This is a genomic window from Rugamonas sp. GW822-FHT03B10 (assembly GCF_058801745.1).
The window spans coordinates 103,012-120,433 of sequence record NZ_JBXANP010000002.1 but is presented as its reverse complement, the minus strand read 5'-3'; the positions used below and the strand labels follow the sequence as shown (position 1 = coordinate 120,433).

Annotated in this window: 18 protein-coding genes; 8 read left to right on the top strand and 10 right to left on the bottom strand. The window is 67.1% G+C overall.

Going from position 1 to position 17,422, the window contains the following annotated elements; translation table 11 throughout:
- Positions 1-3 precede the first annotated feature (3 nt).
- From AC1RQG_RS03730 to AC1RQG_RS03705, 6 genes are all read right to left on the bottom strand, one after another.
- Entirely contained in the window at positions 4-1,725 is a 1,722-nt protein-coding gene (locus tag AC1RQG_RS03730) for a sensor histidine kinase (RefSeq protein ID WP_493128448.1), read from the bottom strand.
- Between the two features lie 3 nt (positions 1,726-1,728).
- The gene (locus tag AC1RQG_RS03725; RefSeq protein WP_493128446.1) at positions 1,729-2,013 is read right to left on the bottom strand and encodes a PP0621 family protein; all 285 of its coding nucleotides are present in this window, start codon (positions 2,011-2,013) and stop codon (positions 1,729-1,731) included.
- On the bottom strand, positions 2,013-2,819 hold the full coding sequence (locus AC1RQG_RS03720; protein ID WP_493128444.1) for a cytochrome C assembly family protein: 807 nt from the start codon (positions 2,817-2,819) through the stop codon (positions 2,013-2,015). The genes AC1RQG_RS03725 and AC1RQG_RS03720 overlap by 1 nt, the downstream gene beginning before the upstream one ends.
- A gap of 89 nt (positions 2,820-2,908) precedes the next feature.
- The gene (locus AC1RQG_RS03715; protein ID WP_493128442.1) at positions 2,909-3,718 is read right to left on the bottom strand and encodes an ABC transporter ATP-binding protein; all 810 of its coding nucleotides are present in this window, start codon (positions 3,716-3,718) and stop codon (positions 2,909-2,911) included.
- Positions 3,719-3,741: 23 nt separating this feature from the next.
- Positions 3,742-4,563: an ABC transporter permease gene (locus AC1RQG_RS03710; RefSeq protein ID WP_493128440.1), complete on the bottom strand. Its 822-nt coding sequence runs from the start codon at positions 4,561-4,563 to the stop codon at positions 3,742-3,744.
- A gap of 12 nt (positions 4,564-4,575) precedes the next feature.
- Positions 4,576-5,550 (bottom strand): ABC transporter substrate-binding protein, encoded by a 975-nt coding sequence (locus tag AC1RQG_RS03705; RefSeq protein ID WP_493128438.1) that lies wholly within the window; start codon positions 5,548-5,550, stop codon positions 4,576-4,578.
- Positions 5,551-5,726: 176 nt separating this feature from the next.
- Here AC1RQG_RS03705 and ffh point away from each other — a divergent pair, with 176 nt between their 5' ends.
- The 3 genes from ffh to AC1RQG_RS03690 all read left to right on the top strand — a co-directional run bounded on the left by ffh (position 5,727) and on the right by AC1RQG_RS03690 (position 9,752).
- The gene (gene ffh, locus AC1RQG_RS03700; RefSeq protein WP_182153989.1) at positions 5,727-7,094 is read left to right on the top strand and encodes a signal recognition particle protein; all 1,368 of its coding nucleotides are present in this window, start codon (positions 5,727-5,729) and stop codon (positions 7,092-7,094) included.
- A gap of 270 nt (positions 7,095-7,364) precedes the next feature.
- Positions 7,365-7,736 (top strand): SWIB/MDM2 domain-containing protein, encoded by a 372-nt coding sequence (locus tag AC1RQG_RS03695; RefSeq protein ID WP_182164849.1) that lies wholly within the window; start codon positions 7,365-7,367, stop codon positions 7,734-7,736.
- A gap of 111 nt (positions 7,737-7,847) precedes the next feature.
- Positions 7,848-9,752, top strand: coding sequence for a SapC family protein (locus AC1RQG_RS03690; protein WP_493128435.1), 1,905 nt, complete (start codon positions 7,848-7,850; stop codon positions 9,750-9,752).
- On the opposite strand, the gene AC1RQG_RS03685 is transcribed toward AC1RQG_RS03690, so the two are convergent.
- Both AC1RQG_RS03685 and AC1RQG_RS03680 read right to left on the bottom strand, forming a co-directional pair.
- Positions 9,741-10,337, bottom strand: coding sequence for a lytic transglycosylase domain-containing protein (locus AC1RQG_RS03685; protein ID WP_493129265.1), 597 nt, complete (start codon positions 10,335-10,337; stop codon positions 9,741-9,743). The two genes, AC1RQG_RS03690 and AC1RQG_RS03685, sit on opposite strands and share 12 nt — an antisense overlap.
- Before the next feature lie 80 nt (positions 10,338-10,417).
- Entirely contained in the window at positions 10,418-12,154 is a 1,737-nt protein-coding gene (locus AC1RQG_RS03680) for a proline--tRNA ligase (protein ID WP_493128433.1), read from the bottom strand.
- Between the two features lie 203 nt (positions 12,155-12,357).
- On the opposite strand from AC1RQG_RS03680, the gene AC1RQG_RS03675 reads away from it, so the two are divergent.
- Complete coding sequence (locus AC1RQG_RS03675; RefSeq protein WP_493128431.1) at positions 12,358-13,098, top strand: RNA pyrophosphohydrolase; 741 nt, start codon at positions 12,358-12,360, stop codon at positions 13,096-13,098.
- A gap of 200 nt (positions 13,099-13,298) precedes the next feature.
- On the top strand, positions 13,299-13,727 hold the full coding sequence (locus AC1RQG_RS03670) for a DUF1841 family protein (protein ID WP_493128429.1): 429 nt from the start codon (positions 13,299-13,301) through the stop codon (positions 13,725-13,727).
- A gap of 84 nt (positions 13,728-13,811) precedes the next feature.
- On the opposite strand, the gene AC1RQG_RS03665 is transcribed toward AC1RQG_RS03670, so the two are convergent.
- Positions 13,812-14,156 (bottom strand): c-type cytochrome, encoded by a 345-nt coding sequence (locus tag AC1RQG_RS03665; RefSeq protein ID WP_493128427.1) that lies wholly within the window; start codon positions 14,154-14,156, stop codon positions 13,812-13,814.
- A gap of 11 nt (positions 14,157-14,167) precedes the next feature.
- Positions 14,168-14,494, bottom strand: coding sequence for a c-type cytochrome (locus tag AC1RQG_RS03660; RefSeq protein ID WP_493128425.1), 327 nt, complete (start codon positions 14,492-14,494; stop codon positions 14,168-14,170).
- Between the two features lie 263 nt (positions 14,495-14,757).
- On the opposite strand from AC1RQG_RS03660, the gene AC1RQG_RS03655 reads away from it, so the two are divergent.
- The 3 genes from AC1RQG_RS03655 to AC1RQG_RS03645 are packed head-to-tail and all read left to right on the top strand — an operon-like array spanning position 14,758 to position 17,401.
- Positions 14,758-15,624 carry an AAA family ATPase gene (locus AC1RQG_RS03655; RefSeq protein ID WP_493128422.1) on the top strand — a complete coding sequence of 289 codons (867 nt, stop codon included), beginning with the start codon at positions 14,758-14,760 and terminating at the stop codon, positions 15,622-15,624.
- The gene (locus AC1RQG_RS03650; protein WP_493128420.1) at positions 15,624-16,226 is read left to right on the top strand and encodes a GNAT family N-acetyltransferase; all 603 of its coding nucleotides are present in this window, start codon (positions 15,624-15,626) and stop codon (positions 16,224-16,226) included. The genes AC1RQG_RS03655 and AC1RQG_RS03650 overlap by 1 nt, the downstream gene beginning before the upstream one ends.
- Before the next feature lie 5 nt (positions 16,227-16,231).
- On the top strand, positions 16,232-17,401 hold the full coding sequence (locus AC1RQG_RS03645) for a vWA domain-containing protein (RefSeq protein ID WP_493128418.1): 1,170 nt from the start codon (positions 16,232-16,234) through the stop codon (positions 17,399-17,401).
- Positions 17,402-17,422: the final 21 nt, after the last annotated feature.

Sequence of the window (17,422 nt, the reverse complement as noted above, 5' to 3'; positions counted from 1 at the left end):
GGCTTACCCGGCCGCGGGAACGGCGGACGCGGCGGACGCGGCGGCCGGCCGGGCGAAGGTGATCACAAACCGCCCGCTGGAACGGGGCGTGCCGTCCGGACCGGGCGCCGGCTCGAAGCGGTATTCATAGTCGAGCATGGCATCGTTATTCAAACACAATTCGCGCGCCAGATACAACCCCAGCCCCGTGCCCTTGCTGGAGGTGGTGTAGAACGGCTCGAACAAATGGGCCCGCACCTCGGCCGAGATGCCGGGGCCGTCGTCCTGCACGTGCAACTCCGGCCGGCGGGCGCGGCCCGTCACCAGCGTCAGGCGGATGCTGGCCGGCGCCCCGCTGGCGTAGCGCACCGCGTTGTTGAGCAGGTTCAGCACCACTTCGCGCAGGTGCAGGCTGTCGAAGCGCACCAGCGTGCCGGGCGTGGCCGCCAGCGCCAGCACGTCGCCGGGCAGGCCGTGGGTCTCGTCGAACTCGGTCTTGAGCTCGGCCAGGAACTGGTCCAGCGCCAGCGGTTCGTTGTGCGGCTGCACCTTGCGCGACAGCTGCAGGATGTCCTCCACCATGCGGTTGACCCGGCTCACATTGTCGCCCACGATCTTGAGCAGGCGCAGGTGGACGGCGCTGTCGAGGTCCTCGGCCAGCAGCGCCGTGGCGTGGCCGATGGCCGACAAGGGATTGCGCACCTCGTGCGCGATGCTGGCCGTGAGCCGGCCCATGGAGGCCAGCTTCAGTTGCTGGGCCTGGTTCTCGATGCCGCTCACGTCCTGCAGGAAGATCACGCTGCGCTGCGTGCCCAGGCCGTCCGTGTCCACGGCCGCGAAGCGCGCCTGCAGGTGGGCGACCAGGTCGGGCCGGCCGCTGCCGGCGGCCGGCAGGCCGTCCAGCGCCGGTTCGGCGCCGGGCTTGATGGTGACATAGGCGGTGCCGTGGGTTGGATCGGCGCGCCAGTCGTCATAAGCCTGCGCCAGCGGCCCCAGGGCCGCCACGTCGCCGAGGCGGAAGCGCAGGTCGGGCCCGGCCAGACCCAGCATCTGCTGGGCGGCCGGGTTGCCGGCGAACACCTGGCCGTGCGGATCGACCACCAGGATGCCGTCGCCGACGTTGGCCATCACCAGCCGGTTCACGGCCTGCTGCACGCCGATCTCGATGCCGCGCTCGATGGCCAGCTCCTCCTGGCCGATCAGCCGGGCGGCCATGCGGTTGACCACCCACACGGCGGCGAAGAAGGCCGCGCCGTACAGGCCGGCCTGCAGCACCACCATGTCGCCCTCCATCAGCAGCATGCGCCAGCCGCTCTCGCCGAGCAGGAACAGGGTGACCATGGCCGTGCAGAACAGCGCCAGCACCAGCGGCGCCAGGATGGCCGTGCCGGCCAGCGGGAACAGGTAGAGGATGGCCAGCCCGCTGCGCACGCCGCCGGCCGCGATGTAGAGCAGCGAGATGATGGCCAGGTCGCAGGCGATCTGCGACATCAGTTGCAGCAGGAAGCGGCGCCGCACATACAGCGTCATCAGCGCGAAGGCCAGCGCCAGCATCAGATAACCGAGGCACACTTCGCCATAGAAGAACTGGCCGGCCGCGCGCAGGCCGCGGCTGTCCACGCTCAGGTAGGCCAGCAGCACCAGCGCGATCACCACGCGCGTGCCGTTCAGCGTCTGCAGCGAGCGCCAGAACGTGGCGCGGGTCGCGCGCGATTCGGGCGCCAGCGCTGGCAGGGAGGCGGCCACTACTCAGGCGGCCGGCAGGCTGGCGTGGGCGGCGCAGCAATAATCGCGGCCACCGGCCTGCACCGTTTCCGAGGCGGGGTAGTAGATGCCGCAGTGGGCGCAGCACAGCATGGTTTCCACCTCCGCGCTGGCGCGCCCGCGCGCGGCGGGCCGGGCGGCGGGACGCTCGGGCTGGCGCGGTTGGTCTGGACGGCGCGGGCGGTCGCCGCCCTGCAGCTCGCGCAGCTTGCTACGGATGGCGAACAGCACCAGGAAGGCCAGCGCCAGCCAGAACAAAAGACGACTCATCAAACAAATCCCCGATGTAATACCACTTCAAACACGAAACGGCTGCCGACGTAGGCCAGCAGCAAGGTGGCGAATCCGGCCAGCGTGAACGTCAGCGCGGTCTTGCCGCGCCAGCCACGGAAGCGGCGGCCGGCCAGCAGCGCCGCGAACAGCAGCCACGACATGAGCGTGAACACGGACTTGTGGTCCCACTTCATGGCCTGGCCGAACAGTTGTTCGGAAAACACGATGCCCGACAACACGGTCAGGCTCAGCAGCACGAAGCCGAAGCCTATCATGCGGAACAGCAGTTTTTCCATCGTCAGCAGGGCCGGCAACTGGTCCAGCGCGGCGGCCAGGAAACCGCCGCCGGCCGTGGTGCGCGTGTGCAGCCGCGATTCCTGCAGCGCCATCAGCACGGCGTGGAAGGCGGCGATGGTGAGCGTGCTGTAGGCCAGCGTGGCGATCGCGATGTGCCAGCCGAACATGACGGACTTGCCTTCGAGCGCGATCAGGTTGCCGGGGAACAGCGCCTCGAGCGCCATGGCCACGGCCGCGCTGGGCATGACCATGCGGCGCAGGCCGTCCAGGCTGTAGTTGCGGTTTTCCAGCCAGTAGGCCGCCACCGACACCCACAGCGCGGCCGACAGCATGGCGGCGAAGCCGAAGCGCAGCGAACCGGGCGCCGTCACTTCGAACCACAGGGTCACCCCGTGCAGCAGCCAGGCGACGGCCGTGAGGGTGGCGATCAACGGCCCCTGCCGCGACGGCAGCAAGGCGCACACGAGGTACAGCACGGCGGCTGAGATAAGGAAGTAAGTCTGCATAGCGGTCAGTTTACACCATGGCGGGCGGAAATCGGCCCGAGGGGGGCTTCGGCTTGAGGCGCGGTGGGATGGCGGCCGGGCGGCGCCGCTCAGTCGATGGCCGCCACGCGGATCTCGTCGTTGTGGTGGCGCTGCTGCTCTTCCATCACCAGCTGGCCCAGTTCGCGCTTGAGGGCGTTGAATTCGGGCGCGGCCGGGTCGCGCAGGCGCGGCAGGTCCACCAGCAGGTCGCGCTTGACGGTGCCGGGGCGGTAGGTCATCACGACGATGCGGTCGGCCAGGTAGATCGCCTCCTCGATGCTGTGGGTGACGAACAGGATGGTCTTCTTCAGCTCGGACCAGATGCGCAGCAACTCGTCCTGCAGGTTGCGCCGGGTCAGCGCGTCGAGCGCGCCGAACGGCTCGTCCATCAGCATGATCGGCGAATCGAGCGCCAGCACGCGGGCGATGGCCACCCGCTGGCGCATGCCGCCCGACAGATCCTTCGGATAGCGGTGGCGGAATTCGCCCAGCGACAACATGGCCAGCAGCCGGTCCACCGTGGCCGCGATCTCGGCCTTGGGCTGGCCCTTGATCTGCAGGCCGAAGGCGATGTTGTCGGCCACCGTCATCCACGGGAACAGCGCGTATTCCTGGAACACCATGCCGCGCGCCGGCCCCGGCCCGGTGACGGGCTGGCCGTCGGCCATGATGCCGCCGGCGCTGGGCAGGGCGAAACCGGCCACGGCGTTGAGCAGCGTCGACTTGCCGCAGCCGGATGGCCCCAGCAGGCAGACGAACTGGCCGCGCGGGATCGCCAGGTTGATGTCGCGCAGCGCCACCACTTCCCGTCCCGCGCCGGGGTAGACCTTGTCGACGTGGCTGATGACGATGTGGGGGGCGTCGCCGCTACTACGCATGTCGCTCATATATATTAGTGGGCTCAGTTATCGAGGCCGCGGTGCCAGCGCAGCAGGTGGTTGTTCAGCCGGTTCATCAGCACGTCGATGCCGAGCCCGATCAGGCCGATGCTGATCATGCCGGCGATGATCTTGTCGGACCAGAAGTACTCGCGCGCCTCGAGGATGCGGAAGCCGAGGCCGTTGTTGACGGCGATCATTTCCGACACGATCACGACGATGAAGGCGGTGCCGATCCCGATCCGCACCCCGGACAGGATGTAGGGCACGGCGGCCGGCAGCATCACGCGCACGAACATGGTGGTGCCGGACGCGCCCAGGTTGCGGGCGGCGCGGATATAAATGCCGTCCACCTGGCGCACCCCGGCGATGGTGTTCATCAGCACCGGGAAGAAGGCGCCCAGCGCGATCAGGAACACGGCCGGCGGATTGCCCAGCCCGAACCACAGGATGGACAGCGGAATGTAGGCGATCGGCGGGATGGGCCGCAGCAATTGCACCAGCGGGTTGAGCCACGCATGCACGCGCGCGTTGGCGCCCATGGCCAGCCCCAGCGGCAGGGCCAGCCCCGCGCCCACGGCGAAACCGACGACGACGCGGTACAAGCTGCCCATGGCATCGCCGATCAGCTCGCCCGAGAAGGCCCAGCGCAGCCAGCCGCCGGCGGCCGGGTCGTACGGCTGCAGCGGCAGCAGGTACTCGAACCACTTGCGCACCACCGCCCACGGCGACGGCAGCACCTGCGGGTTGACCCAGCCGAGCGAGGCGGCGGCCTGCCACACGGCGATCACCAGGGCCGGCACCACCAGGCCCACGCCGGCCTCACGCCACCGCGACTTTGCCATGGCCATCCTCCCTTATTTGACGTTCAGGCTTTTCTTGGCCGCGTCCAGCAAGTCCGTCTTGACCCAGTCGCGCGCCACGGGCGGCTTGGCCATGCGGCCCACGCCGGTCTTGACCATGATGTCGGTGGTGGTCTGGATGTGCTCGGGCGTGATGTCGTACGAGTACGGCGAATTGCCGATCGCGTCGTCGAAGTCCTGCTTGCTCAGCTGGCCCTTGAACACCACCTCGCGCACGTATTTCTCGGCCACGGCCTGGTTGTCGATGAAGGTCTTGGTGGCCTCCACGAAGCAGCGCATGAACTTCTCTGCCAGCGGCCGCTTCTCCTTGTAGAACTTCTCCGTCATCACCATGGTGCGCACCGGCGCGCCGATCGGCGTGTCGTAGGGTTTGAGGATCTCGTTGCCATAGCCCTTGTTGATGGCCTGCGACGACTGCGGCTCGGACTGCATCATGGCGTCGATGTTCTTGCCCAGCATGGCCTGGTTCAGGTCGGCGTAGGCCAGGTAGACCAGCTGCACGTCCTTGCCCGGCTGGTCCGAGGCCGTCATGCCGGCCTGCTGCAGTTCGGCCAGCAGCAGCACCTCCTGGATGCCGCCGCGCGTCACGCCCACCCGCTTGCCCTTCAAGTCCTTGACCGATTTCATGTGCAGGTCGGCCCGGCCCACCAGCCGCGCGCCGCCCTTGGCGAAGCCGGCCACGACATAGATGGGCGCGCCGCTGGCGCGGCCCGAGATGGCCGCCTCGGACGCCGTGGTGCCCACGTCCAGCTCGCCGGCGATGATGGCCTGCATCACGTCCAGGCCCTTGGCGAACACGTGCTCGTCGACCTTGATGCCGCACTTGGGCGCGATCTCCTTGATGTAGGAAACGGCGCCGTAGTGGGCGAATTTCAGGTTCCCGAGCCGCACCACCTCCTGCGCCTGGGCCTGGGCCGTCCACAGCATGGCGGCCAGCGCCAGAGTCTTGATCATCGCCTTGCTCTTCATCGCATCCCCCTTATTGTTAAAAGTTGAACAGATCATAGCAAGCGGCGCCCCGCTTGCCTACTGAATCGACGCGATCGACCGCGCCGCCCGATGGCCCGCCGCCGGCCCGATGCGGTAAAATGGCGGCCATCGTCCGGCCCCGGCCGGCCATCCTTCAGACAGATTTCAGGTTCATCATGCTAGATAATCTCACCCAGCGTCTCGCCAAGGTCGTCAAGACCATGCGCGGCGAGGCCCGTTTGACCGAGGCCAACACGGCGGAAATGCTGCGCGAAGTGCGGCTGGCCCTGCTCGAAGCCGACGTGGCCCTGCCGGCCGTGCGCGAGTTCATCGCCCGCGTCAAGGAAAAATCGATGGGCGAGGAAGTCATCTCCTCGCTCTCGCCCGGCCAGGCCCTGGTGGGCGTGGTGCAGCGCGAGCTGGCCGCCATCATGGGCGCCGACCTGGGCGAACAGGCCGCCCAGCTCAGCTTCGCCCAGCAGCCGCCCGCCATCATCCTGATGGCCGGCCTGCAGGGCGTCGGCAAGACCACCACCGTCGGCAAGCTGGCCAAATACCTCAAGGAAGAAAAGAAGAAGAAGGTGCTGACCGTGTCGGCCGACGTCTACCGTCCGGCCGCGATCGCCCAGCTGCAATCGGTGAGCGGCCAGGTGGGCGCCGACTTCTTCCCGTCCACGGCCGCCGACAAGCCGGTCGACATCGCGCTGGCCGCGCTGGACTGGGCCAAGAAGCACTACCACGACGTGCTGATCATCGACACCGCCGGCCGGCTCGGCATCGACGAGGAGATGATGCGCGAGATCGCCGCCATCCACGGCGCCGTGAAGCCGATCGAGACCCTGTTCGTGGTCGACGCCATGCTGGGCCAGGACGCCATCAACACGGCCAAGGCCTTCAACGACGCGCTGCCGCTGACCGGCATCGTGCTCACCAAGCTCGACGGCGACTCGCGCGGCGGCGCGGCCCTGTCGGTGCGCCACATCACGGGCAAGCCGATCAAGTTCGCCGGCGTGTCCGAGAAGCTCGACGGGCTGGAGGCGTTCGACCCGCAGCGCATGGCCAACCGCATCCTCGGCATGGGCGACATCCTGGCCCTGGTCGAGGAGGCGCGCAAGGGCGTGGACGCCAAGGCGGCGGCCGACCTGGCGCAGAAGATCAAGGTCGGCGGCAAGTTCGACATGAACGACTTCAAGGCCCAGCTGGGCCAGATGAAGAAGATGGGCGGCATGGCCAGCCTGGTCGACAAGCTGCCGGCCCAGTTCCAGCAGGCGGCCGGCAACGCCAACATGGACCAGGCCGACAAGCAGGTGCGGCGCATGGTCGGCATCATCGACTCGATGACGCCGCAGGAGCGCGCCAAGCCGGAGCTGATCAAGGCCACCCGCAAGCGCCGCATCGCGGCCGGCGCCGGCGTCCAGGTGCAGGAGGTGAACCGCATGCTGACCCAGTTCGAACAGATGCAGACCATGATGAAAAAACTGTCGGGCGGCGGCATGATGAAGATGATGCGCTCGATGAAGGGCATGATGCCGGGCCTGCGTTAAAGCCCATATCGCGTCGTTCCCGCACAGGCGGGAACGACGGCTATCAGCCCTCCCCTGGCACCGCCCGCGCGCCCGCGCCAGGCGGTGTTTTCATGTGTGGGACAGGGGCGCCGCGCCCCTGAACGGTGCGTGGCCCGCCCGGCGCCCTGATTTAAGTGGTGTTTCCGGGAAAAAACGCGAAAAACACTTGCATCCCCGGTAAATCCCCACCAATATTAGCCGTGCGATCAATTGCGCAATTTTCCATGTGTTCGTTAAGGAGGCTAGAAGATGGCAACAGCCAAAAAAACCCCAGCAGCAGCACCAGTCAAGAAAGCGGCGGCCGCCAAGCCCGCCGCCGTGAAAAAAGCAGCACCCGCAGCCAAAAAAGCCGCCGCTCCGGCCGCTCCGCGCAAACCGAACGCCGCTTTCATGAAGGCCATGACGCCTTCGGCCGTGCTGGCCGCCGTGGTTGGCGCCGCCCCGTTGCCGCGCACCGAAGTGACCAAGAAAGTGTGGGATTACATCAAGAAGCTGAACCTGCAAGACCCGGCCAACCGCCGCATGATCAATGCCGACGACAAGCTGAAGGCGGTGTTCGGCGGCAAAGCCCAGGTGTCCATGTTCGAGATGACCAAACTGATCTCCGACCACCTGAAATAAGCCCACTGGCGACGCCAGCCCCCTGGCCCCACCCCGGCGCGGCGCGACCGGGGTTTTTTTTTGAATGCGGCGAACGCCGCACCGCCACGCCTCTTCCCGGCAACACCTACCATGTCGATCCAGTACCACGCGGTCACCCGCGAACGGCACGGCGCACTGCGCTGGCAACACCCGGCCAGTCACGCCTTCGCCTCCCACCTGCCCGTCGTCGCGCTGGCGGCCCACGAAATGGCCGAAGCGGCCCGCGCCATGCCGCTGGCCTTCATCGCCCAGGACGGCGGCCATCTGCCGGTCGCCGTGCTGGGCCTGCTGAATGAACGCAATGCCTACGTGGCCCCGGACGGGCGCTGGACGGCGCGCTACCTGCCGCAGGCGCTGCGGCTGCATCCTTTCCGCCTGCTCGACAACGGCAAGGCCGAGCGCATCCTGTGCGTCGATGAGAGCGGCGGCCTGATTGCGGACGGCCTGGACGGCCAGCCTTTCTTCGACGCGCAAGGCGCGCCGGCGGCGCCGCTGGCGGCGCTGCTGGCGCGCTTGCGCCAGCACGAACAGGGCCTGCGCCTGGCCGGGGCCGCATGCGCGGCCTTGCATCGCCTGGGGCTGCTGCGGCCGTGGCCGATCAGCGTCGACACGCCGCACGGCGTGCAGCGCACGGCGGGCCTGTTCCAGATCGACGAGGCGGCGCTGCAGCGCCTGCCGGGCGCCGAGCTGGCGGCGCTGCGCGATGGCGGCGCGCTGGCGATGGCCTATGCCCAGCTGCACGCGGCGCACAATCTGGCCGAGCTGCAGGCGCTGGCCGCCACGCCGGCGCCCGCGCCGCGCCAGCGGCCGGCGCAGCAAGTCCCGTCGGCGCTGCCGGCGTTGCCCGCGCTGCCGGCATTGCCTGCCGGCGCACCCGCCGTGCTGCTGGTGTCGTTCAACTGGAGCACGCTGTGCGAGATCCCCCACCTGGTGCGGCAGGCCGGCTGCCGGGTCGACGTGCTGTGCCCCAGCCACAACGCCGCCATCCAGAACAGTTTCCACGACCACTGGTTCGATTCCGGCCCGACCCTGGACAGCCTGCTGGCCGCGCTCGAGGGCCTGGCGGCCGGCGGACGCTACCGCCAGGTCATCATCGGCGACGACCCCATCCTGTGGGCCATCCACCGCCGCCCGCTGCCCGGCCTGCGGCACCTCCTGCCGATCCGCAAGGAGCAAGCCCAGGCCATGCTGGGCAAGACGGGCCTGGCCCGCCATTGCGACGAACATGGCGTCACGGCGCCCCGCTTCCATGTGCTGGCGCGGGCGGACGACGCGGCGGCCGCGTTGCGGGCGCTGGGCTTGCCGCTGGTGCTCAAACAGGACTATTCGAGCGGCGGCGCGGGCGTGTGGGTGGTGCGCGACGAGGCGCAACTGCGCCAACTGGTCGCCGCCCACGATTTCAGCGAACCGCTGCTGGCGCAGCAATTCATCGCCGGCACCCTGGTCGGCGCGGAAGCCCTGTTCCGCGATGGCGAGCTGCTCGAATATGTGAACGCGGCCGATGTGGACCCCGATTTGGGCCCCAGCACCAAGCGCCGCTACCTGGCGCGCGATTCGGTGATCGGCGCGCTGCTGACGCGGCTGGGCCGCAGCGCCGGGCTGCACGGCTTCGCCAATATTTCGTTGATGCGGGAGGACGGCAGCGGCGATTACTACCTGTTTGAGGCCGATCCACGCCCCAACAAGTGGGTGGCCTACGGCAAATGGTTCGGCAGCGACTTCACGGCCGCGTTCCGCCGCTTCATCGGCAACGACGCGACGACCGGCCCCGCGGCCGAAGTGCCCGGCGCGCCCCTGGTCCACCACGAGGTCGAGTACTTCCCCAACCACGCGGCCAAGCTGCTCAACGAAGGCCGGATGGCCGACGCCATCGTGCACCTGGTCGATTTCGCCAACAACTGGCGCTACACGGTGTACGACCCGGTGCTGCTGGAGGCGAAGATGCGCACGCTGCTGCGGGGGATCAAGTTCCAGCCGGCGCCATCACAACGGTGATTTGAACTTCCAGTTCTGCCACGCCGACAGCACGGCGTTCGGGTATTCGGGGCGGCCGCGGCTGCCGTTGTAGCGGCCCAGCGCCAGATACAGGTTGCCGGCCTCCATGTCCAGGTACATGCGCAGGATGGCGCAGCCGTAGCGCAGATTGGTCTGCATGTTGAACAGGGCGCTGCGGTTGCGGTCGCCGATCACGTTGGTCCAGAACGGCATCACCTGCATGTAGCCGCGCGCGCCCACCATGGACACGGCGTACTTGCGGTAGGCCGACTCGACCTGGATCAAGCCCAGCACGAGGCCGGGGTCGAGACCGGCCCGGTGCGCCTCGTACCACGCCGTCTCCAGGAACTCCGTGCGCACCTGCTGGTCCGGCAGGCGCCGTTGCAGCCGGGCCGACATCTGCGCCAGCCACACCTGGTAGCGCTGCTGGTCGCCGGGATTGCGGAACGCGGGTTTGGGCGGACGGCTGTCGAGGATGGCGTTCGACAAGGCCAGCCGCACGGAATCGGCCAGCGCCTCCTCCTTCTGGCTGCCGGCGTGGGCGTTGGGGCCGTGCAGCGCCCCCGTGGCCAGCGCCAGCGCCATCGCCCAGCGCTGGGGCCGGGCCCACCAGCGGCGCCGGTCGGCGCCGTCGGCTGGACGGGGGGCGGTCAGGGCGTCCACGGTCAGGCGGCGAGTTTGGCCTTGACGAAGTTGACGATCTCGGCCAGCGGCACGGCGGTCGCCTCGGTATCGCGGCGGCCCTGGTATTCGAGGTTGCCCTCCTTCAGGCCGCGCTCGCCGATCACGACGCGGTGCGGCACGCCGATCAGTTCCCAGTCGGCGAACATGGCGCCCGGACGCAGGCCGCGGTCGTCGACGATGACGTCGATGCCGGCCGCCAGCGCCTGCGCGTACAGCTGCTCCGTCTCCGCCTTGACCAGCTCGCTGCGGTCCATGCCCATCGGGCACAGCACCAGCTCGAACGGGGCCAGCGAGGTCGGCCAGATGATGCCCTTGTCGTCGAAGTTCTGCTCGATGGCCGCGCCCAGGATGCGGGTCACGCCGATGCCGTAGCAACCCATCTGCAACGGGGCCGGCTTGCCGTTCTCGTCGAGGAAGGTGGCCTTCATGCTTTCCGAATAGGCCGTGCCGAGCTGGAACACGTGGCCCACCTCGATGCCGCGCTCGATGGCCAGCACGCCCTTGCCGTCGGGCGAGGCGTCGCCCTCGACCACGTTGCGCAGGTCGGCCACCAAGTGCGCTTCGAGCACGTCGCGGCCCCAGTTGGCGCCGGTGTAGTGGAAACCGGCGTCGTTGGCGCCGCACACGAAGTCGGCCATGTTGGCCACCGTGCGGTCGGCCACCACGGTGACGGGCGCCTTGGTGCCGATCGGGCCCAGGTAGCCGGGCACGCAGCCGTACACTGCCAGGATCTCGGCCTCGGTCGAGAAGCGGTGCGCGGCCAGGCCGGCCACCTTGCCCACCTTGACCTCGTTCAGCTCATGGTCGCCGCGCAGCAGCAGCATGAAGTATTGCTGGGTGACTTTGCCGTCCTGCTCGTGGTCCACCGTCAGCGCGATGGTCTTGACGGTGCGGCTCAAAGGCAGGCCCAGCAGCTCGGCCACCTGTTCGCACTTGGTGGCGTTGGGGGTGGCGGCCTTGACCAGCGCCTCCGTCGCGGCGGGGCGGGCGGCCGCCAGCGGCAGCGCCTCGGCCGCCTCCATGTTGGCCGCGTAGTCGGACGTCGGGCAGTACACCAGCGCGTCCTCGCCGGTGCTGGCGATGACGTGGAATTCGTGCGAGCCGGTGCCGCCGATGGCGCCGTTGTCGGCCGCCACGGCGCGGAACTTCAGGCCGAAGCGGTTGAAGATGCGGGTGTAGGCGTCATACATGACCTTGTACGAGGCCTGCATGCCGGCCAGGTCGCGGTCGAACGAGTAGGCGTCCTTCATGGTGAACTCGCGGCCGCGCATCAGGCCGAAACGGGGGCGGCGCTCGTCGCGGAACTTGGTCTGGATGTGGTAAAAATTCAACGGCAGTTGGCGGTAGGATTTGATTTCCGAACGGACAACGTCGGTGATCACCTCCTCGGACGTGGGCTGGATCGCGAAGTCGCGGCCGTGACGGTCCTTGACGCGCATCAGTTCCGGGCCCATCTTGTCCCAGCGGCCCGTCTCCTGCCACAGTTCGGCCGGCTGCACGAGCGGCATCAGCAGTTCGATGGCCGACGCCGCGTTCATCTCTTCGCGCACGATGGCTTCGACCTTGCGGATCACGCGCAAGCCCATCGGCATGTAGGTGTAGATACCCGAGCCCAGGCGTTTGATCATGCCGGCCCGCATCATCAACTGGTGGCTGACGATTTCGGCATCGGCTGGTGCTTCTTTAAGCGTGGAAATAAAAAATCGGGAGGCGCGCATAACGGTGAATTCTTTTTAAAAAGAGAGGGTTATAATCAACCTAATTTTAAAGGATTAGCTGGCTGATGCGTCCATACTTTATACAAATGCGTTCAATTGATGGCGTTGCGGACGTTTTCGTACCCCGAAAACCGTGCCGGCACGCCAATTTGTGGGCAAAAATGTAAGCCGGACGCGCAGTCGCAGAAAGTTTGAGGTGCAACATGCTCGATCGTGAAGGGTTTCGGCCCAACGTCGGCATCATCCTGCTGAACGCCCATAACGAGGTGTGGTGGGGCAAGCGGGTGCGCGAGCACTCATGGCAATTTCCGCAAGGCGGCATCAAATACGGGGAAACGCCGGAACAGGCGATGTACCGGGAGCTGGAAGAGGAGATCGGGTTAAGGCAGGAGCACGTCAAGATCGTCGGCCGCACGCGCGACTGGCTGCGCTACGAGGTGCCCGACCACTTCATCAAGCGGGAAATCCGCGGCCACTACCGGGGTCAGAAGCAGATTTGGTTCCTGTTGCGCATGTGCGCGCGCGACAACGACGTCAACCTGCGCCTGACCGACCACCCCGAGTTCGACGCCTGGCGCTGGCATGACTACTGGGTGCCGCTGGATGTCGTGATCGAATTCAAGCGGGACGTGTATCAGCGCGCGCTGCAGGAATTGTCGCGCTTCCTGACCTGGCCGGCGCACGGCAACGGCCAGCACCGCCACACGTCGCGCTACCTGCGCCAGCCGCACGCGCCGCGCGCCGTGACCACGCCCGGGCCCGCGCCCTGCGCGGAAGGCGCACCGGCCGCCGCCACGCCGCAGCCGGAGGCGGGCCAGCAGCCGGCCGCTGGCGGGGCCGATCGCGGACCATCGCGCCCTCCCCGGCCCGCGGTGACGGCGCCGGCCGCAGCGGCGCCAACCGTTCGCGAGGAGGCGGCGGACGTGGTCAAGGCCGGCGGCTGAGCGCCCTCGGCTGAAACAACAGCAACAGTTTGAACGGGCGGGACGGCCAGACAGCGGTCCCGCCCGTTTTTCTGTGCGGCCGCGCCTTCACACCATGGGGCGGGTCCGGCCGGACGTCCGCCGTGGCGCGCGCGGCGCGCCAACGTGCACAAAGCACGCAGCGGGTACAATGGCGGCTGGCTGTTCCACCGATACCATCCATGTTCAATCCCTCCTCCGACGACGTGCGCCGCTTCTTCTGCGAGACGTTCCGCAAGCAGCGCGCCAACGACATCCTCAGTCCCATCGAAGCGATGGCGGCCGACTGGATACGCCACCACCCCGAGTACGACGACATCCTGAGCGACGTGGAGCGCGCGCTGGCGCGCGACTTCAGCGTCGACAGCGGCCAGACCAACCCCTTCCTGCACCTGGCTATGCACCTGTCGATCGACGAGCAGATCTCGATCGACCAGCCGCCCGGCATCCGCGACGCCGCCACGGCGCTCACCCTGCGGCTGGACTCGGCCCACGAAGCGCACCACCAGATCATGGAATGTCTGGGCGAGATGATCTGGACGGCCCAGCGCTCCGGCCTGCCGCTGGACGGCGACGCCTACGTGGAAAGCGTGCGGCGCCGCCTCAAATGAAAACCGGGGTCAGGTCATACCATCAGGCAAGATGCGCGCATCTTGCTGAATGGTATGACCTGACCCCGGTTTTTTACGGCCGGCTTAGCGGTGCGGCGTGGACAGCGTGCCCGGCAGGCTGTGCAGGTAAGCGGCCAGGTCCTTGATGTCCTGGTCGCTCAGTGGCTTGACCTGGCCGCCCATGATGGCGTTGCTGCGGCCGTTGGCGCCGTCGCCGCGCTTGTAGGCCGTCAGCGCGTGCTCCAGATAGTCCTTGTGCTGGCCGGCCAGCTTCGGATAGCTGGGGTCGATCGGGGTGTTGAAATCCTTGCCGTGGCAAGCGAAGCAGCTGTATTTTTCCGTCAGGGCCTTGCCGGCCTCGATGTTGCCGCTGGCGAAGGCCGACAGCGAGACGGCGGAGCAGACCAGCGCGGTGATCAGTTTTTTCATCGGTTCAGTCCTTATTTCGCCGTTTGCTGGGAATAGTATGCCGCCACGTCCGCGATGTCCTGCTCCGACAGGCTGGTCGCGATGCCCTTCATGGACGGATGCTTGCGCTCGCCCTTCTGGTAGGCCTTGAGCGCGTTCTCGATGTACTTGGCCGACTGGCCACCAATCATGGGCACCTGAAACAGTTCCGGGAAGGTCGCCTTGTAACCGGGGATGCCGTGGCAGCCGATGCACATTTCAATTTTGGCGGGCGCCGCCTTGGCGTCCCCGACGATGTCGGCCGCGGTGGCGGCATGGGCGAATCCTGCAAGCACGAGAAGTGCGTAGACTTTTTTCATGGTGTGGTGGCTTTGTGATCAGTTGGAATCGGATACAGCCCAAGCGCAAATCTTAACTTTTGCGCTATCAATCGCCGATTCTAACCCAAGAATGTTTCCATAGTCTATCTAGAATCATGGACAAACCGGCCGATCTTCGCTAGGCGTGGCGCATTGTTCCCACCCCGCTTTGAGGGCGGCCTCTAGCGAACTGTCTTATACTTCGACGATAACATCTGCGACACGCAGCATCGATCCCCCTTTCCACAGTGAGACCGCCACCCATGCACGCCAACCAAGCACCCGCCCCGCGCTTCGAGGGTTCCGACAACTACGTCGCCACCAACGACCTGAAACTGGCCGTCAACGCGGCGCTGACGCTGCAGCGTCCGCTGCTGATCAAGGGCGAGCCAGGCACCGGCAAGACCATGCTGGCCGAGGAGGTGGCGGCCGCGCTCAACATGCCGCTGATGCAGTGGCACATCAAATCGACCACCAAGGCCCAGCAGGGCCTGTACGAGTACGACGCCGTGTCGCGCCTGCGCGATTCGCAGCTGGGCGACGAGCGCGTGCGCGACATCCACAACTACATCGTCAAGGGCGTGCTGTGGCAGGCCTTCACGGCGCCCGAGCCGGTGGTGCTGCTGATCGACGAGATCGACAAGGCCGACATCGAATTCCCCAACGACCTGCTGCGCGAACTGGACCGCATGGAGTTCTACGTGTACGAGACGCGCGAAATGGTGCAGGCCAGGCACCGCCCGCTGGTCATCATCACCTCCAACAACGAGAAGGAATTGCCGGACGCCTTCCTGCGCCGCTGCTTCTTCCACTACATCAAATTCCCCGACCGCGACACGATGGAGCAGATCGTGGCCGTGCACTACCCGAACCTCAAGCGCGAGCTGCTGGCCCAGGCCCTGCAGACGTTCTACGAGGTGCGCGACGTGCAGGGCCTGAAGAAGAAGCCGTCCACCTCCGAATTCCTCGACTGGCTCAAGCTGCTCATGGCCGAGGACATCCCGGCCGAGGCCCTGCGCAGCCAGGACGCCAAGGCCATCGTGCCGCCGCTGCACGGCGCCCTGCTCAAGAACGAACAGGACATCCACCTGTTCGAGCGCCTGGTGTACATGGCCCGGACCAACCGCTGATGAACGCCGCCCTGCAATCGTTCACCCCCGTCACGCTGGAAGGGAACGGCGTGCGGCTGGAACCGCTGGCGCCGCACCACGCCGACGGCCTGCGCGCGGCCGCCGCCGACGGCGAACTGTGGCAGCTGCGCATCACCTCGGTGCCGGCGCCGGAGGAGACGGACGCCTATATCGACAAGGCCATCGCCATGCGCCCGTCGCGGTTCGCCTTCGCCGTGATCGACGCGGCCAGCGGCGCCGTGATGGGCAGCACCAGCTTCCACGACATCGTGCCGGAACTGGACCGCGCCGAGATCGGCTACACGTGGTACGCGCGCAGCCGCCAGCGCAGCCACGTCAACACCACCTGCAAGCTGCTGCTGCTCGGCCACGCGTTCGACGCGCTGGGCTGCGCCGTGGTCGGCCTGCGCACCGACAACTTCAACCACACGTCGCAACGCGCCATCGAACGGCTCGGCGCCAAGCGCGACGGCGTGCTGCGCCACCACGCGCTGCGCCGCGACGGCACCGTGCGCGACACCGTCATGTACAGCATCGTGCGCGGCGAGTGGCCCGAGATCAAAGCCCACCTGCAGTACAAGCTGCACCAGGGGGGACGCTGACCATCATGCTGATCGATTTCTTCTTCACCCTCAAGGACGCCAGGATCCCCGTCACGATCAAGGAGTTCCTGACCCTGCTCGAAGCGATGCAGAAGAACGTCATCGCGCCGTCGATGGACGACTTCTACTACCTGTCGCGCCTGACGCTGGTCAAGGACGAGGCCCACTTCGACAAGTTCGACCGCGCATTCGGCCAGTACTTCAAGGGCATCCACGGCGCCTTCGAGACCAACAGCGCCATCCCGCTCGACTGGCTGGTGCAGCGCATGAAGCGCGAGCTGACCGACGAGCAGATCGCCCAGCTCGAGAAATTCGGCTACGACAAGCTGATGGACCGGCTCCAGGAACTGCTCAAGGAACAGAAGGAGCGCCACGAGGGCGGCAGCAAGTGGATAGGCACGGGCGGCACCTCGCCGTTCGGCCACGGCGGCACCAACCCGGAAGGGGTGCGCATCGGCGGCAAGGGCGGCAACCGCACGGCCGTCAAGGTGTGGGAGGCGCGCGCCTACAAGGACTACGACGGCGAACGCGAACTGGGCACGCGCAACATCAAGGTGGCGCTGCGCCGGCTGCGCAAGTTCGCGCGCGAGGGGGCCGAGGAGGAGTTGGCGCTCGACGCCACCATCCGCGCCACGGCCAGCAACGCCGGCTACCTCGACATCAAGATGCGCCCCGAGCGCAAGAACAAGGTCAAGGTACTGATGCTGTTCGACGTGGGCGGCACCATGGACGACCACATCGAGCGCACCGAGGAATTGTTCTCGGCCTCGAAGACGGAGTTCAAGAACATGGAGTTCTTCTACTTCCACAACTGCGTGTACGACCACCTGTGGAAGAACAACCGGCGTCGCCACGCGGAACGCTTCGCCACCTGGGACGTGCTGCGCAAGTACCCGCCCGACACCAAGCTCATTTTCGTCGGCGACGCCACCATGAGTCCCTACGAGATCCTGCAGCCGGGCGGCTCGGTCGAGTACAACAACGAGGAGGCGGGCTCGGAATGGCTGGCCCGCTTCACCAACGCCTTCCCCAAGTTCGTGTGGCTGAACCCGGAGCCGGAGGGCATCTGGCAGTACCGCCAGTCCGTCTCCATCATCCGCCAGCTGATGAACAACCGCATGTTCCCGCTCACCATCGAGGGGCTGGAGCGGGCCATGCGCACGCTGAGCAAATGAGGCGGATGGGGCGCGCCCCCG

Bases quoted from the DNA above. Each gene is read 5' to 3' on its own strand.
- AC1RQG_RS03660 (WP_493128425.1), bottom strand. From the start codon at position 14,494: ATGAAAAAAGTCTACGCACTTCTCGTGCTTGCAGGATTCGCCCATGCC.
- AC1RQG_RS03705 (WP_493128438.1), bottom strand. From the start codon at position 5,550: ATGAAGAGCAAGGCGATGATCAAGACTCTGGCGCTGGCCGCCATGCTG.
- AC1RQG_RS03675 (WP_493128431.1), top strand. From the start codon at position 12,358: ATGCTCGATCGTGAAGGGTTTCGGCCCAACGTCGGCATCATCCTGCTG.
- AC1RQG_RS03645 (WP_493128418.1), top strand. From the start codon at position 16,232: ATGCTGATCGATTTCTTCTTCACCCTCAAGGACGCCAGGATCCCCGTC.
- ffh (WP_182153989.1), top strand. From the start codon at position 5,727: ATGCTAGATAATCTCACCCAGCGTCTCGCCAAGGTCGTCAAGACCATG.
- AC1RQG_RS03655 (WP_493128422.1), top strand. From the start codon at position 14,758: ATGCACGCCAACCAAGCACCCGCCCCGCGCTTCGAGGGTTCCGACAAC.
- AC1RQG_RS03685 (WP_493129265.1), bottom strand. From the start codon at position 10,337: ATGGCGCTGGCGCTGGCCACGGGGGCGCTGCACGGCCCCAACGCCCAC.
- AC1RQG_RS03680 (WP_493128433.1), bottom strand. From the start codon at position 12,154: ATGCGCGCCTCCCGATTTTTTATTTCCACGCTTAAAGAAGCACCAGCC.
- AC1RQG_RS03720 (WP_493128444.1), bottom strand. From the start codon at position 2,819: ATGCAGACTTACTTCCTTATCTCAGCCGCCGTGCTGTACCTCGTGTGC.
- AC1RQG_RS03650 (WP_493128420.1), top strand. From the start codon at position 15,624: ATGAACGCCGCCCTGCAATCGTTCACCCCCGTCACGCTGGAAGGGAAC.
- AC1RQG_RS03695 (WP_182164849.1), top strand. From the start codon at position 7,365: ATGGCAACAGCCAAAAAAACCCCAGCAGCAGCACCAGTCAAGAAAGCG.
- AC1RQG_RS03665 (WP_493128427.1), bottom strand. From the start codon at position 14,156: ATGAAAAAACTGATCACCGCGCTGGTCTGCTCCGCCGTCTCGCTGTCG.
- AC1RQG_RS03690 (WP_493128435.1), top strand. From the start codon at position 7,848: ATGTCGATCCAGTACCACGCGGTCACCCGCGAACGGCACGGCGCACTG.
- AC1RQG_RS03670 (WP_493128429.1), top strand. From the start codon at position 13,299: ATGTTCAATCCCTCCTCCGACGACGTGCGCCGCTTCTTCTGCGAGACG.
- AC1RQG_RS03715 (WP_493128442.1), bottom strand. From the start codon at position 3,718: ATGCGTAGTAGCGGCGACGCCCCCCACATCGTCATCAGCCACGTCGAC.
- AC1RQG_RS03710 (WP_493128440.1), bottom strand. From the start codon at position 4,563: ATGGCAAAGTCGCGGTGGCGTGAGGCCGGCGTGGGCCTGGTGGTGCCG.
- AC1RQG_RS03725 (WP_493128446.1), bottom strand. From the start codon at position 2,013: ATGAGTCGTCTTTTGTTCTGGCTGGCGCTGGCCTTCCTGGTGCTGTTC.